Raw genomic sequence first — 15063 nt, forward strand, 5'->3', positions numbered from 1 at the left:
GCGGCGCACACATTTCTGTCGTCGAGGACGGTGAGAATCGATGGGCGACTTGTCTTCACAGGCGCCGCCGGCGCCTGCGACGAAATTCCGCCCGCCGGTCGCGGTGCAATCGTTGGTCACCCGCCACAAGTTGATGGCCGTTCTCCGCGCGGCCGGGCGTCGGCGGCTGATCCTGATTTATGCGCCCTCGGGCTTCGGCAAGACCACGCTGGTGGAGCAGTGGCGAGCGGAACTGAGCGGCTCCGGTGTGGCGGTGGCCTGGTTGACGGTCGATGACGATGACAACAACGTGGCGTGGTTTCTCACGCATGTGCTCGAGGCGATCCGACGGGTCCATCCCGCCGTGGCCGCCTCGCTGGGGAAGGTGCTCGAAGAGCGCGGGGAGGAGGCGGTGCGCTACGTCCTGACGTCGCTGATCGACGAGATCGACCAGGACGGTACCCCGGTCACGCTGGTGATCGACGATTGGCAGCGGGTATCGCACCACCGGACGACCGAGGCTCTGCGTTTCCTGATCGACCATGGCTCTCAGCACCTGCAATTCATCGTGAACAGCTGGTCGCGCGCCCGGTTGCCGTTGAGTAAGTTACGACTTCGTGACGAACTGGTCGAAATCGATTGTGACAAGCTCCGTTTCGATGCCGATGAGGCGCAAGCGCTGCTGAAGGACATTGCCGGGCTGCAGTTGGCGGACAGCGACGTGGCGGCCCTGACCGCCTCGACGGACGGGTGGGCCGCCGCCCTGCAGTTGGCGAGGCTGTCGCTGCGTGGCGGCGGCTCGGAGAGTGGGGTCGCCGCCCTGCTGCGCCGAATGTCGGGGGACAACGAGGTGGTCGGTGAACTTCTCGCCGAAAATGTCCTGGCCACCCTGGAGCCCGAATTGCTTGAGTTCCTCTTTGCGACGTCGATCACCGAACGGACCTGCGGGGAGCTCGCATCGGTGTTGGCCGGGATCGGCGGCGGGCAGGACGCACTCGAGGACGTCGAGCGACGCGGTCTGTTCCTGCGGCGCACTGACGATGACCCGACGTGGTTTCGCTACCACCAGATGTTCGCCGAGTTTCTGCGGCGCCGCCTTGAGCGTGACAGCCCCGATCGCCTGAAGCGCCTGCACCGCACCGCATCGGACTGGTTCGCCGAGCACGGCTACCTCGGCTATGCCGTCGATCACGCGCTGGCCGCGGGGGAGGCCGCCCGGGCGGTCGACCTCGTCGAGCGGGACAGGACGATTGGATCGGTCAACCGATCGCGCATGACCACCTTTCTCGGCATCATCGACAAACTGCCCCCGCAACTGGTGAGTTCGCGGCCACGGCTGCACCTTTCCGTGGCGGCGGCCAATATTCTGCTGCAGCGCCCCGACGCCATCGAGGCCGCACTCGACCGCGTCACCCCCGCCATAGCGAAAGCGGACCTGCCCGAGGCGACGCGGGCAGATCTGACCCTGGAGGCCGACGTGTTGCGGGCGGTGGCCCAGATGAACGCCGACCGGGTCGAAGGCCTGGCCCCGCTGGTGGCCCGGGTGATATCGAGGCCGAAGACCCTGCGCCCGGTGCTGCCCCAGGCGGCGGCAACCGTCGCGGCGTTCGCGGGGATCTACCGCTTCGACTTCGAGGCGGCCCATCGGGCCCTGGAATGGGCGGCGCCCTACGACGAGGGGGTCGCCGCCGGGTACCACAGCTGCTGGGCGGGCATTGCGGCCCGACACCAGCTCGACATCCCTCGCGCGCTGCGCAGCTTCCGGAAGGCATTCGAAATCGGCGCGGCGGCGGGGCGGGAGTCGCAAGCGGCGCGACACGCCGGCGCGCTGCTCGGCGAATTGCTCTACGAGACGGGCGAATTCGCCGAGGCGGCGGATCTACTCGAGGAGAGCTACCGGCTCGGGCCCGAAGCCGGCGCCGTCGATTACCTGGTGGCGCAATACGCCGTCAGCGCCAGAATCAAAGCCCACCAGGGGTACCGCGACGCCGCGGCCAGTCGCCTCGACGCCGGCATGGCGGTGGCCAAGAAGTTGGGGTTGCCGCGGCTGGCGGCCGCCATCAACCATGAACGGGTCAGATTGCAGCTGCCGATCGCCCCGCAGGAGGCCGCTCGGCTGCGGGCCGTGCGTCGGGTCTTTCACGGTTCCAATGGCATCGCCACCATCACGGCCGAGCTGGACGAGGCCTCCGGCATCCGCCTGCTCTCGCGAAGCCGCGCCGCCGACGACCGCGACCGGGCTTGCCGGCGCGCCGGCGCCCTGCTCGGGGGGATTGACCCGACCGCTCGGCCGCTGGCGGCCCTTCATGCCCGCCTGCTGTTGGCCGAAACCCTCACCGCCGCCGGGCTGGCGGACGACGCGCGAGACCACATCGCCGCGGTTCGCGCCCTGTGCGCCCGACACGGGCTACCACAGCTGCTCGTCGACGCCGGGCTCGGTTAGCGGGCGGCCTCGTCGGCACGGCTCACTACAATGGCCACCGTGCTCATCGGTTCGCACGTCCACCAGGACGATCCCCTGGCCGCCGCGCAGGCGGACGGCGCCGACGCGGTCCAGTTCTTCCTCGGCAACCCGCAGAGCTGGAAGAAGCCCAAGCCGCGCGACGACGCCGAGGCGCTGAAGGCGTCGACCATCCCGCTGTACGTCCACGCGCCGTACCTCATCAACGTGGCCTCGGCGAACAACCGCATCCGCATCCCGTCGCGCAAGATCCTGCAGGACACCTGCGACGCGGCGTCGGAGATCAACGCGACGGCGGTGATCGTGCACGGCGGCCACGCCGACGACAACGACATGGAGGCCGGCTTCGAGCGCTGGGTCAAGGCGCTGGACTACCTCGAAACCGAGGTGCAGGTGTACCTGGAGAACACCGCGGGCGGCGACCACGCGATGGCGCGCTATTTCGACACCATCGGCAGGCTGTGGGATCGCATCGGGGACAAGGGCATTGGCTTCTGCCTGGACACCTGCCACGCGTGGGCCGCGGGTGAGGAGCTGATCGACGCGGTCGACCGGATCAAGGCGCTGACCGGCCGCATCGACCTGGTGCACTGCAACGACTCGCGCGACGCGGCGGGCTCGGGCGCCGACCGGCACGCCAACTTCGGCACCGGCCAGATCGATCCCGAGCTGCTCGCGGGGGTGGTGAAGGCCGCCGACGCCCCCGTCATCTGCGAAACCGCCGACGAGGGCCGCAAGGACGACATCGCGTTCCTGCGGGAAAAGACCGGCAGCTGATCTCCCGGCCCATGCTCGGTCGGCTCGCGACGCTCGTCGGCGTGGTTCTGCTGGTCGTGGGTTGCTCGTCGTGGTCCGATCCGCCATCGGGCTTCGTGAACGGGACCAGCCTGCACCACATCAAGGTCGGCGGCCTCGACCGCAGCTATCGGTTGTACAAGCCCGTCGGCGTGCCCGCCTCGGCTCCGCTGGTCGTCGTGATGCACGGCTATTCCGGTAGCGCCAGGCAAGTCGAAAGGGATTACCAATGGGACGGTCTGGCCGATTCGGGCAAGTTCCTCGTCGCCTACCCGGATGGCCTCGGCCGCGCGTGGAACGTCGACGGGGAAACCTGTTGCGGCCGGTCCGGACGGGACGGCGTCGATGACGTCGGCTTCATCCGCGCGGCCGTCGCCGACATCGCCAACAACCTGGGCGTCGACCCCGCCAAGGTGTATGCCACCGGCATGAGCAACGGCGCCATCATGTCCTTCACGCTGGCGTGCACGACCGACATCTTCGCCGCGATCGGCCCGGTTGCCGGCACGCAGCTGAATGCGTGCCGGGCCCCGCGTCCGACATCGGTCATGCACATCCACGGCACCACCGATCGACTCGTCCCGTACGGCGGCGGGCAGGGCTTCAGCGTCATCAACGGCCCGTCGGTGCCGGACGTGAACGCGTTCTGGCGCAACGTCGATCAGTGCGCTGCCCCCACCGCCACCACCAGCGGCCCGGTGACCACGTCGACGGCCGGATGCGCCGGGGGCCGCAGCGTCGTGCTCGTCACCGTCGAGGGCGGCGGACACGAGTGGCCGCCGTTCGCGAGCCAGGCCCTATGGCAATTCTTCGCGGCCCACCCCCGCTGACCATTACAGCTCTTGTGCGACTGTCGAAGAAATGTAACATGAGTGGCATGCCAGACACCCATGCCGTCACCAACCAGGTCCCGACCCTGGAGAACCACAACCCCGCGACGTCCGCCGTGCTCGTCGAGGCCCTGATCCGCGAGGGCGGGCAGTGGGGCACCGAAGAGGTGACCGAGCTCGGGGCGCTCGCCGGCACCCGCGAAGCCCAGCGGTGGGGCGAGCTCGCCGACCGCAACCGGCCCGTGCTGCACACCCACGACCAATACGGGCACCGCGTCGACGAGGTGGAGTACGACCCCGCCTACCACGAGCTGATGCGTGCGGCGATCGCCCACGGCGTCCACGCCGCCCCGTGGGCCGACGAGCGTCCGGGTGCGCACGTGGTGCGCGCCGCCAAGATGTCGGTCTGGAACGTCGAGCCCGGACACACCTGTCCGATCTCGATGACCTATGCCGTCGTTCCGGCGCTGCGCGTCAACCCCGAACTCGCCGCGGTTTACGAACCGTTGCTGACCAGTCGCGTGTATGACCCCGAGCTGAAACCGGCGACCACCAAGGCCGGGATCACCGCCGGCATGTCGATGACCGAGAAGCAGGGCGGCTCCGACGTGCGGGCCGGCAGCACCCAGGCGACCCCCAACGGCGACGGCACGTACAGGCTGACCGGCCACAAGTGGTTCACGTCCGCGCCGATGTGCGACATCTTCCTGGTGCTGGCGCAGGCGCCCGGCGGGCTGTCCTGCTTCCTGCTGCCGCGGGTGCTGCCCGACGGCACCCGCAACCGGATGTTCCTGCAGCGGCTCAAGGACAAGCTCGGCAACCACGCCAACGCCTCCAGCGAGGTCGAGTACGACGGCGCCGTCGCCTGGTTGGTGGGCGAGGAGGGCCGCGGCGTGCCGACCATCATCGAGATGGTCAACTTGACCCGGCTGGACTGCACGCTGGGCAGCGCGACCAGCATGCGCACCGGCCTGACCCGCGCCATCCACCACGCCCAGCACCGAAAGGCGTTCGGCGCCTACCTGATCGACCAGCCCCTGATGCGCAACGTGCTCGCGGATCTGGCCGTGGAGGCCGAGGCCGCCACGATCGTGGCGATGCGGATGGCCGGCGCCACCGACAAGGCGCTGCGCGGTGACGCGACGGAGGCGCTGCTGCGCCGGATCGGCCTGGCGGCCAGCAAGTACTGGGTGTGCAAGCGCGCCACCCCGCACGCCGCCGAGGCGCTGGAATGCCTGGGCGGCAACGGCTACGTCGAGGATTCCGGGATGCCGCGCCTCTACCGCGAGGCGCCGCTGATGGGCATCTGGGAGGGCTCCGGCAACGTCGGCGCGCTGGATACGTTGCGCGCCATGGCGACTCGCCCCGAATGCGTCGAGGTGCTGTTCGCGGAGTTGGCCCCGGCCGCCGGTCAGGACCCGCGGCTGGGCGGGCACGTCGAAAAGCTGCGCCACGACCTGGGCGAGCTGGACAACATCGCCTACCGGGCCCGCAAGGTCGCCGAGGACATCTGCCTGGCCCTGCAGGGTTCGCTGCTGGTGCGGCACGGGCACCCCGCCGTCGCCGAGGCGTTCCTGGCCACCCGGCTCGACGGCCGGTGGGGCGGGGCGTTCGGCACCATGCCGACCGGCCTGGACCTTGCGCCGATCCTGGAGCGGGTCCTGGTAAAGGGCTGAGCCGCAACATGACTCACGCGATCAGGCCGGTCGACTTCGACAACCTGAAGACGATGACCTACGAGGTCACCGACCGGGTTGCGCGCATCACCTTCAACCGGCCCGAGAAGGGCAACGCGATCGTCGCGGACACCCCGCTGGAGCTCTCGGCGTTGGTCGAGCGCGCCGACCTCGACCCCGGCGTGCACGTCATCCTGGTGTCGGGTCGCGGCGAGGGATTCTGCGCGGGCTTCGACCTGAGCGCCTACGCCGATCGCACCGGCTCGGCCGGCGGGACCGGCGCATACCAGGGCACCGTGCTGGACGGCAAGACCCAGGCGGTCAACCACCTGCCGGACCAGCCGTGGGACCCGATGGTCGACTACCAGATGATGAGCCGCTTCGTGCGCGGGTTCGCCAGCCTGATGCACGCCGACAAGCCGACGGTGGTGAAGATCCACGGGTACTGCGTGGCCGGCGGCACCGACATCGCGCTGCACGCCGATCAGGTGATCGCGGCGGCCGACGCCAAGATCGGCTACCCGCCGACGCGGGTGTGGGGCGTCCCGGCGGCGGGGCTGTGGGCGCACCGGCTCGGCGATCAGCGCGCCAAGCGGTTGCTGCTCACCGGCGATTGCATCACCGGCGCGCAGGCCGCCGAGTGGGGCCTGGCGGTGGAGGCGCCGGAGCCGGAGGACCTTGACGAACGCACCGAGCGGCTCGTGGAGCGGATCGCGGCGGTGCCCGTCAACCAGCTGATCATGGTCAAGCTGGCGCTCAATTCGGCTCTGCTGCAACAGGGTGTGGCCACCAGCAGGATGGTCAGCACGGTGTTCGACGGCGTCGCCCGGCACACGCCCGAGGGGCACGCCTTCGTGGCCGACGCGGTCGAGCACGGCTTCCGGGAGGCGGTGCGGCATCGCGACGAGCCGTTCGGCGACCACGGCCGCGCAGCCTCGGGGGTGTGATCCGTTGCCCGACATGACGGCCCGCTCGGTGGTGCTCAGCGTGCTGCTCGGCGCGCACCCCGCGTGCGCGAGTGCCGGCGAATTGGTCAGGCTGACAGCTGATTTCGGCATCAAGGAGACCGCGCTGCGGGTGGCGCTGACCCGGATGGTCGGCGCCGGCGACCTGATCCGGTCCGCCGACGGCTACCGGCTCTCGGATCGATTGCTGGCCCGCCAGCGCCGCCAGGACGATGCCATGCACCCCCGCACCCGCCCGTGGCGGGGCGACTGGGTCGTGCTGATCGTGACCAGCGTGGGCGGCGACGCCCGCACCCGGGCGGCGTTGCGGACGGGCATGCACGGCAAGCGCTTTGGCGAACTCCGCGAGGGGGTGTGGATGCGGCCCGACAACCTGCGGCTGGACCTGGATCCCGATGTCGCGGGGCGGGTGCGGGTGCTCACGGCGCGCGACGACGCGCCGGCGGAGCTGGCCGGCGAGCTGTGGGACCTGCCGGGGTGGGCCCGCACCGGCCACCGGTTGCTCGGCGAAATGTCCGGCGCCTCCGACATTCCCGGCCGGTTCGTGGCGGCCACGGGCATCGTGCGCCACGTGCTCACCGACCCGATGTTGCCCGCCGAACTATTGCCGCCCGATTGGCCCGGCGACCGGCTGCGCGAGGCTTACCACGACTTCGCCACCGAGCTGGCGCGGCGGCGTGACCCATCCCCTTTGGAGGTGACATGAGTGATCCAGTGCGCGTAGAGCGCAACGGCGCCGTGACGACGGTGATCCTCGACCGGCCGGGCGCGCGCAATGCCGTCAACGGCCCGACGGCCGCCGCGCTCTACGCGGCGTTCGACGAATTCGACCGCGACGACACCGCGTCGGTGGCCGTGCTCTGGGGCGACAACGGAACCTTCTGCGCCGGAGCCGATTTGAAATCCTTCGGCACACCCGACGCCAACGCCGTGCACCGCACGGGCCCCGGCCCGATGGGGCCCACCCGGATGGTGCTGTCCAAACCCGTGATCGCCGCCGTCAGCGGCTACGCCGTCGCCGGGGGCCTGGAGTTGGCCCTCTGGTGCGACCTGCGGGTGGCCGAGGAGGACGCCGTGTTCGGGGTGTTCTGCCGGCGCTGGGGCGTGCCGCTCATCGACGGCGGCACGGTGCGGTTGCCCCGGCTGATCGGGCAGAGCCGCGCAATGGACATGATCCTCACCGGCCGCGGGGTCAAAGCCGACGAAGCGCTGGCGATGGGGTTGGCCAACCGCGTCGTGCCGAAAGGCCAAGCGCGCCAAGCGGCCGAGCAACTGGCGGCCCAGCTCGCGGAGCTGCCGCAGCAGTGCATGCGATCGGACCGGCGCTCAGCGCTGTACCAGTGGGGAAGGCCCGAACCCGAGGCCATCGACTTCGAATTCGCCAGCATCTCGCGGGTCGCCGCCGAGGCCGCGGAAGGGGCCGGGCGGTTCGCCGCGGGCGCCGGCCGCCATGGCGCGCCGGCGAATTAGCCCTTGCTGATCGAGTTGCTCGAGCCGAGGTTGTCGACCTTGGGATCGCCGTCTTTATAGGTGATGGTGTTGCTCAGCCCCACCACGGTGATGCGCGTGTTGACCTTGTCGAGGGTGATCTTGTTGTTCGCGCCGCCGATGGTCACCGTCTCGCAGGTGCCGGTGACGGTCAACGTGTTGTTCGAGCCGCCCACGTTCAGCGACTTGCCGTTGGCGCAATCGAGGGTGGCCGTGGTCCCCATCGACCCGTAGTTCAGGGTGTTGCCGATCTCGACGGACGCCGTGGTGCTGGCACCGCTCGTGCTCGTCGGCCCCGCCGCGGCGCTGGTCGTCGTGGTGCTGCTCGTCGTCGTGGTGGTGGTCGAGCCTGCGGGCGGGTTGGCGGTGGAACTGCAACCCGCCAGCACTAACGCCGCGGCCGCCGGCGCCAACGCGAGCGCGGCGAGCCTGGACGGGCGGTCGGTGATGTGGTCGCGCATCGATCCTCGATTCTCTCGATCCGGTGCTCAGCCCGGCACCTGCTGGAGCCGGTTGGTCATGCCAAGTTCGCGCCCGCGGTCCCAGAGGATCGGGTCGCCGCCGTGATAGAACACGGTCTGGTCGTAGCCGTACACGGTGATGTCGTGGGTGACGGAGTCGGCGATGACGGTGTTGCCCGATCCCATCACCGTCACCGCCCAGCAGTTGCCCTTGGCGTTGACGACGTTGTCGCTGCCGTTGACGATCAGGGTGGCATCGTTGCAGTCCAGTGTCTGATCGACGCCCTGCCCGGTGACGTGGGTGTCGCCGTTCTTGGCCGGCGCCGCCGGGGTGGGGGCGAGGACGACGAGGGCGCAGGTCACCAGCGGCCCCGCGGCGGTTGTCCACTTCACGGCGAGCCCCCTTCGGCGTTCGAGTCAGCCTGGAAAGAGATTACGTGTATCCGCCCGCCTGGCGGCAGGGTCATCGGCTCACCAGTTTCCCGGCCATCGTCAACTAGAGTCATTAGTTAACCCACCCGCACCACTGGAAGGGCGATCGCCATGGCAGCTCCAGAACCGCCGTCGGCGGCGGGGCGCCAGCGCGCCGGGAAGTCGGGTTCCCGCCCGGCCAAGCTGAGCCGCGAAGGCATCGTCGACGGCGCCCTGACGTTCCTGGACCGCGAGGGCTGGGACTCGCTGACGATCAACGCGCTGGCCACCCAGCTGGGCACCAAGGGGCCGTCGCTGTACAACCACGTGGACAGCCTGGAGGACCTGCGCCGCGCGGTGCGGATCCGCGTCATCGACGACATCATCACGATGCTGAACAGGGTCGGCGAGGGTCGCGCCCGCGACGACGCGGTGCTGGTCATGGCCGGGGCCTACCGCAGTTACGCCCATCACCACCCGGGCCGATACTCCGCGTTCACCCGGATGCCGCTGGGCGGTGACGACCCCGAGTACGCGGCCGCCACCAGGGGCGCGGCCGCGCCCGTCATCTCCGTGCTGGCCTCCTACGGCCTCGGCGGTGAGGAGGCCTTCCACGCCGCGCTGGAATTCTGGTCGGCGCTGCACGGCTTCGTGTTGCTGGAGATGACCGGGGTCATGGATGACATCGACACGGACGTGCTGTTCTCCGACATGGTGCTGCGGCTGGCGCGGGGTATGGAGGGTCTGAGCAGGCGCACCGCGCACCAGGCCGCACCGAACTAGTCGCCGTCAGTCCCCTCGCCGCCGCTTTGACCAGCGAGACCGGCGGCGGGTATTGTGGTAGCTCGTGCCTGGCGGCTTACGGCGCCTGACGTAAGGGAGCGGATGCCGGGCTAATTCGCATGTCCCCGACGCACCGGATCGACTGCCGTGCTGAGCGCTTGCGACACACCCGGCCGCGGGGTAGGCGAGCTTACCCGGGGCGGGCGAAACTGCAGTACACAGACTTAACAGCTTGAGCCAGAACACGAACGACAACACAGAAAGCCGGTAGATGCCAACCATTCAGCAGCTGGTCCGCAAGGGTCGTCGGGACAAGATCGGCAAGGTCAAGACCGCGGCTCTGAAGGGCAGCCCGCAGCGCCGTGGCGTATGCACCCGCGTGTACACCACCACCCCGAAGAAGCCGAACTCGGCGCTTCGGAAGGTCGCGCGCGTCAAGCTGACGAGCCAGGTGGAGGTCACCGCCTACATCCCCGGCGAGGGCCACAACCTGCAGGAGCACTCGATGGTGCTGGTGCGTGGTGGCCGGGTCAAGGACCTGCCCGGTGTCCGGTACAAGATCATCCGCGGTTCGCTCGACACCCAGGGCGTCAAGAACCGCAAGCAGGCTCGCAGCCGTTACGGCGCCAAGAAGGAGAAGAGCTAATGCCGCGCAAGGGGCCCGCGCCCAAGCGTCCGCTGGTGAACGACCCCGTGTACGGGTCGCAGCTGGTCACTCAGCTGGTGAACAAGGTTCTGCTCAAGGGGAAGAAATCGCTCGCCGAGCGCATTGTTTATGGTGCGCTCGAGAATGCGCGGGAAAAGACTGGTACGGATCCCGTGATCACCCTCAAGCGTGCTCTCGACAACGTCAAGCCCGCCCTGGAGGTGCGCAGCCGCCGCGTCGGTGGTGCGACCTACCAGGTGCCCGTCGAGGTGCGTCCTGACCGGTCCACCACGCTGGCGCTGCGTTGGCTTGTCAGCTTCTCGCGGCAGCGCCGGGAGAAGACCATGATCGAGCGGCTGGCCAACGAGATCCTCGACGCCAGCAACGGCCTCGGGGCCTCCGTCAAGCGGCGTGAGGACACCCACAAGATGGCCGAGGCAAACCGCGCCTTCGCGCATTATCGCTGGTGAGACCCGCCGGCGATGATGCCGGAGGCGTAACGACAGCTAACCAAGCAATCGAAAGAGTGGGAAGACTTCTGTGGCACAGAAGGACGTGCTGACCGACCTGACCAAGGTCCGCAACATCGGCATCATGGCGCACATCGACGCCGGCAAGACGACGACGACCGAGCGCATCCTCTACTACACCGGCATCAGCTACAAGATCGGTGAGGTGCACGACGGCGCCGCCACCATGGACTGGATGGAGCAGGAACAGGAGCGGGGGATCACCATCACCTCCGCGGCCACCACCTGCTTCTGGAACGACAACCAGATCAACATCATCGACACGCCTGGCCATGTTGATTTCACCGTCGAGGTGGAGCGCAGCCTGCGCGTGCTCGACGGTGCCGTCGCCGTCTTCGACGGCAAGGAGGGCGTCGAACCGCAGTCCGAGCAGGTGTGGCGCCAGGCCGACAAATACGACGTCCCGCGGATCTGCTTCGTCAACAAGATGGACAAGATCGGCGCCGACTTCTACTTCTCGGTGAAGACCATGGAAGAGCGGCTGGGCGCCAACGTCATCCCGATCCAGCTGCCCGTCGGCTCCGAGGGTGACTTCGAGGGCGTCGTCGACCTGGTCGAGATGAAGGCCAAGGTGTGGAGCGCCGAGGCCAAGCTCGGCGAGAAGTACGACGTCGTCGACATCCCCGCCGAGCTGCAGGAGAAGGCCGACGAGTACCGCACCAAGCTGCTCGAGTCCGTCGCCGAGACAGACGAGACGCTGCTGGAGAAGTACCTGGGCGGCGAGGAGCTCACCGTCGAGGAGATCAAGGGCGCGATCCGCAAGCTGACGATCAGCTCGGAGGCCTACCCGGTGCTGTGCGGCAGCGCGTTCAAGAACAAGGGCGTGCAGCCGATGCTGGACGCGGTCATCGACTACCTGCCCTCGCCGCTGGACGTGCCGCCGGCCGTCGGCCACGCCCCCGGCAAGGAGGACGTCGAGGTCGTGCGCAAGCCGTCGACCGACGAGCCGTTCTCGGCGCTGGCCTTCAAGGTCGCCACGCACCCGTTCTTTGGCAAGCTGACCTACGTCCGGGTGTACTCGGGCAAGGTCGATTCCGGCAGCCAGGTCATCAACTCCACCAAGGGCAAGAAGGAGCGGCTGGGCAAGCTGTTCCAGATGCACTCCAACAAGGAGAACCCGGTGGAGACCGCGTCGGCCGGTCACATCTACGCGGTGATCGGTCTGAAGGACACCACCACCGGCGACACCCTGAGCGACCCGAACGACCAGGTCGTGCTCGAGTCGATGACCTTCCCCGACCCGGTCATCGAGGTGGCCATCGAGCCCAAGACCAAGAGCGACCAGGAGAAGCTGAGCCTCTCGATCCAGAAGCTGGCCGAGGAGGACCCGACGTTCAAGGTCCACCAGGACTCCGAGACCGGCCAGACCGTGATCGGCGGCATGGGCGAGTTGCACCTGGACATCCTGGTGGACCGCATGCGCCGCGAGTTCAAGGTCGAGGCCAACGTGGGTAAGCCGCAGGTCGCCTACAAGGAGACCATCCGCCGCGTGGTGGAAAAGGTCGAGTTCACCCACAAGAAGCAGACCGGTGGCTCGGGCCAGTTCGCCAAGGTGCTGATCAACCTCGAGCCGTTCCACGGCGAGGACGGCGCGACCTACGAATTCGAGAACAAGGTCACCGGCGGACGCATCCCGCGCGAGTACATCCCGTCGGTGGACGCCGGCGCCCAGGACGCCATGCAGTACGGCGTGTTGGCCGGCTACCCGCTGGTGAACCTCAAGGTCACCCTGCTCGACGGCGCCTTCCACGAGGTCGACTCGTCCGAGATGGCCTTCAAGATCGCCGGTTCCCAGGTGCTGAAAAAGGCTGCCGCGCAAGCGCAACCGGTGATCCTGGAACCGATCATGGCCGTCGAGGTCACCACGCCCGAGGACTACATGGGCGATGTGATCGGCGACCTGAACTCCCGCCGTGGCCAGATACAGGCCATGGAGGAGCGGAGCGGTGCACGCGTGGTCAAGGCGCACGTGCCGCTGTCGGAGATGTTCGGCTACGTCGGCGACCTGCGGTCGAAGACCCAAGGCCGGGCGAACTACTCCATGGTGTTCGACTCCTACGCCGAAGTACCGGCGAACGTGTCGAAGGAGATCATCGCGAAGGCGACGGGTCAGTGAGCCCGAAGGCGACGGCGAGTGAGCGAAGCTCACGAGTGTGGGGGTCCCTCCCGCTTGCGGGGGAGAGCCGAGCAATCAGTTCTGGCGTACGAGTAAGCTGACCCGGTTAACACCGCGGCACAACAAGAAATCAACACTGCTTAACAAAGCACCAACAAGTCGGAGGACACAACAGTGGCGAAGGCGAAGTTCCAGCGGACCAAGCCCCACGTCAACATCGGGACCATCGGTCACGTTGACCACGGCAAGACCACCCTGACCGCGGCTATCACCAAGGTCCTGCATGACAAATTTCCGGACCTGAACGAGTCCAAGGCGTTCGACCAGATCGACAACGCCCCCGAGGAGCGTCAGCGCGGTATCACCATCAACATCGCGCACGTCGAGTACCAGACCGACAAGCGGCACTACGCCCACGTCGACGCGCCTGGTCACGCGGACTACATCAAGAACATGATCACCGGCGCCGCGCAGATGGATGGCGCGATCCTGGTGGTCGCCGCGACCGACGGCCCGATGCCGCAGACCCGCGAGCACGTGCTGCTGGCCCGCCAGGTCGGCGTGCCCTACATCCTGGTCGCGCTGAACAAGGCCGACGCCGTCGACGACGAGGAGCTGCTCGAGCTCGTCGAGCTGGAGGTCCGCGAGCTGCTGGCCGCCCAGGAGTTCGACGAGGACGCCCCGGTGGTGCGGGTATCCGCGCTCAAGGCGCTCGAGGGCGACGCCAAGTGGGTCTCGTCCGTCGAGGAGCTGATGGACGCGGTCGACGAGTCCATCCCGGACCCGGTCCGCGAGACCGACAAGCCGTTCCTGATGCCCGTCGAGGACGTCTTCACCATCACCGGCCGCGGCACGGTTGTCACCGGTCGTGTGGAGCGCGGCGTGATCAACGTGAACGAGGAAGTCGAGATCGTCGGCATCCGCCCGACCAGCACCAAGACGACCGTCACCGGTGTGGAGATGTTCCGCAAGCTGCTCGACCAGGGTCAGGCCGGCGACAACGTCGGGCTGCTGCTGCGTGGCATCAAGCGCGAGGACGTCGAGCGCGGCCAGGTCGTCACGAAGCCCGGCACCACCACGCCGCACACCGAGTTCGAGGGACAGGTCTACATCCTGTCCAAGGACGAGGGCGGCCGGCACACGCCGTTCTTCAACAACTACCGCCCGCAGTTCTACTTCCGCACCACCGACGTGACCGGTGTGGTGACGCTGCCGGAGGGCACCGAGATGGTGATGCCCGGCGACAACACCAACATCTCGGTGAAGCTGATCCAGCCGGTGGCCATGGACGAGGGCCTGCGGTTCGCGATCCGCGAGGGTGGCCGCACCGTCGGCGCCGGCCGGGTCGTCAAGATCATCAAGTAGCTCTGTGCGACACGAAGCCCGGGCCGCCGATCGGCAGCCCGGGCTTCGTTCGTTCCCGGCGTCCGCGCCAATCGGCGAAACCGGGCGTGGGCGGCGCGGTTACTATAGGTTTAGCCTTATTGCGTCCGTGTCTAATGACCGGCCGATTGTTTGATCGTGATGACCCGCCCGGGAGGTACGGATGTCGTTCGTTTTCGCGACGCCTGAGTACCTGTCCGGGGCGGCCTCCGACCTCGCGAATATCGCGTCGGCAATCAGCTCGGCCAACGCCGCGGCGCTGACCCCGACCTCGGGGGTGTTGGCCGCGGGTGCCGACGAGGTGTCGGCGACCATCGCGGCGCTGTTCGGCGCGCACGCCGAGGCCTACCAGGCACTCAGCGCCCAGGCGGCGATGTTCCACCAGCAGTTTGTCGACCTCATGAGCGGCGGCGCGGCCCAGTATGCCCTCGCCGAGGCCGCCAACGCCTCGCCGCTGCAGACCGTGGAGCAGGCGGCGATGGGCGCGGTCGGCGCGCCCAGTCAGGCGGCGGCCGCGGCCGTCCCGGCCGGTAACGGCG

Annotated in this window: 15 protein-coding genes; 13 read left to right on the forward strand and 2 right to left on the reverse strand. The window is 68.4% G+C overall.

Annotated elements, in window-relative coordinates; genetic code table 11:
* Positions 1 to 40: 40 nt before the first annotated feature.
* Genes BN4348_RS21200 through BN4348_RS21875 form a run of 7 tightly spaced genes read left to right on the forward strand, consistent with a single transcriptional unit; the run spans position 41 to position 8176 of the window.
* A complete protein-coding gene (locus BN4348_RS21200) occupies positions 41 to 2422 on the forward strand; it encodes an AAA family ATPase (protein ID WP_066907257.1) in 2382 nt (793 codons plus the stop codon).
* A 39-nt stretch (positions 2423 to 2461) separates the two neighbouring features.
* Positions 2462 to 3217: a deoxyribonuclease IV gene (locus BN4348_RS21650; protein WP_066907291.1), complete on the forward strand. Its 756-nt coding sequence runs from the start codon at positions 2462 to 2464 to the stop codon at positions 3215 to 3217.
* A gap of 11 nt (positions 3218 to 3228) precedes the next feature.
* Positions 3229 to 4065: an extracellular catalytic domain type 1 short-chain-length polyhydroxyalkanoate depolymerase gene (locus BN4348_RS21745; protein ID WP_066907260.1), complete on the forward strand. Its 837-nt coding sequence runs from the start codon at positions 3229 to 3231 to the stop codon at positions 4063 to 4065.
* A gap of 47 nt (positions 4066 to 4112) precedes the next feature.
* Entirely contained in the window at positions 4113 to 5741 is a 1629-nt protein-coding gene (locus tag BN4348_RS21835; protein ID WP_066907263.1) for an acyl-CoA dehydrogenase family protein, read from the forward strand.
* 8 nt (positions 5742 to 5749) lie between these two features.
* On the forward strand, positions 5750 to 6688 hold the full coding sequence (locus BN4348_RS21865; protein ID WP_066907266.1) for a crotonase/enoyl-CoA hydratase family protein: 939 nt from the start codon (positions 5750 to 5752) through the stop codon (positions 6686 to 6688).
* A gap of 4 nt (positions 6689 to 6692) precedes the next feature.
* Positions 6693 to 7412, forward strand: coding sequence for a PaaX family transcriptional regulator C-terminal domain-containing protein (locus BN4348_RS21870; RefSeq protein WP_066907269.1), 720 nt, complete (start codon positions 6693 to 6695; stop codon positions 7410 to 7412).
* Positions 7409 to 8176, forward strand: a complete 768-nt coding sequence (locus BN4348_RS21875) for a crotonase/enoyl-CoA hydratase family protein (RefSeq protein WP_066907272.1) — start codon at positions 7409 to 7411, stop codon at positions 8174 to 8176. Before BN4348_RS21870 ends, BN4348_RS21875 begins: the two co-directional genes overlap by 4 nt.
* Here BN4348_RS21875 and BN4348_RS21905 read toward each other — a convergent pair.
* Together BN4348_RS21905 and BN4348_RS22460 are read right to left on the reverse strand one after the other, a co-directional pair.
* Entirely contained in the window at positions 8173 to 8655 is a 483-nt protein-coding gene (locus BN4348_RS21905) for a DUF3060 domain-containing protein (RefSeq protein WP_066907275.1), read from the reverse strand. The two genes, BN4348_RS21875 and BN4348_RS21905, sit on opposite strands and share 4 nt — an antisense overlap.
* A gap of 27 nt (positions 8656 to 8682) precedes the next feature.
* Positions 8683 to 9048 (reverse strand): DUF3060 domain-containing protein, encoded by a 366-nt coding sequence (locus BN4348_RS22460; protein ID WP_066907279.1) that lies wholly within the window; start codon positions 9046 to 9048, stop codon positions 8683 to 8685.
* 150 nt (positions 9049 to 9198) lie between these two features.
* Here BN4348_RS22460 and BN4348_RS22745 point away from each other — a divergent pair, with 150 nt between their 5' ends.
* The 6 genes from BN4348_RS22745 to BN4348_RS24420 all read left to right on the forward strand — a co-directional run.
* Positions 9199 to 9849, forward strand: coding sequence for a TetR/AcrR family transcriptional regulator (locus tag BN4348_RS22745; protein WP_066907281.1), 651 nt, complete (start codon positions 9199 to 9201; stop codon positions 9847 to 9849).
* A 271-nt stretch (positions 9850 to 10120) separates the two neighbouring features.
* Positions 10121 to 10495: a 30S ribosomal protein S12 gene (gene rpsL, locus BN4348_RS23095; RefSeq protein ID WP_003879423.1), complete on the forward strand. Its 375-nt coding sequence runs from the start codon at positions 10121 to 10123 to the stop codon at positions 10493 to 10495.
* On the forward strand, positions 10495 to 10965 hold the full coding sequence (rpsG, locus tag BN4348_RS23255) for a 30S ribosomal protein S7 (RefSeq protein ID WP_066907284.1): 471 nt from the start codon (positions 10495 to 10497) through the stop codon (positions 10963 to 10965). The genes rpsL and rpsG overlap by 1 nt, the downstream gene beginning before the upstream one ends.
* Before the next feature lie 70 nt (positions 10966 to 11035).
* Positions 11036 to 13141 (forward strand): elongation factor G, encoded by a 2106-nt coding sequence (gene fusA / locus BN4348_RS24260; protein ID WP_084453857.1) that lies wholly within the window; start codon positions 11036 to 11038, stop codon positions 13139 to 13141.
* Positions 13142 to 13315: 174 nt separating this feature from the next.
* Positions 13316 to 14506, forward strand: coding sequence for an elongation factor Tu (gene tuf, locus BN4348_RS24340; RefSeq protein WP_066907286.1), 1191 nt, complete (start codon positions 13316 to 13318; stop codon positions 14504 to 14506).
* A gap of 181 nt (positions 14507 to 14687) precedes the next feature.
* On the forward strand, positions 14688 to 15063 hold a 376-nt coding region (locus BN4348_RS24420), incomplete at its 3' end, for a PE family protein (RefSeq protein ID WP_142308628.1).

It is taken from the genome of Mycobacterium interjectum (assembly GCF_900078675.2).
GTDB lineage: Bacteria > Actinomycetota > Actinomycetes > Mycobacteriales > Mycobacteriaceae > Mycobacterium > Mycobacterium interjectum.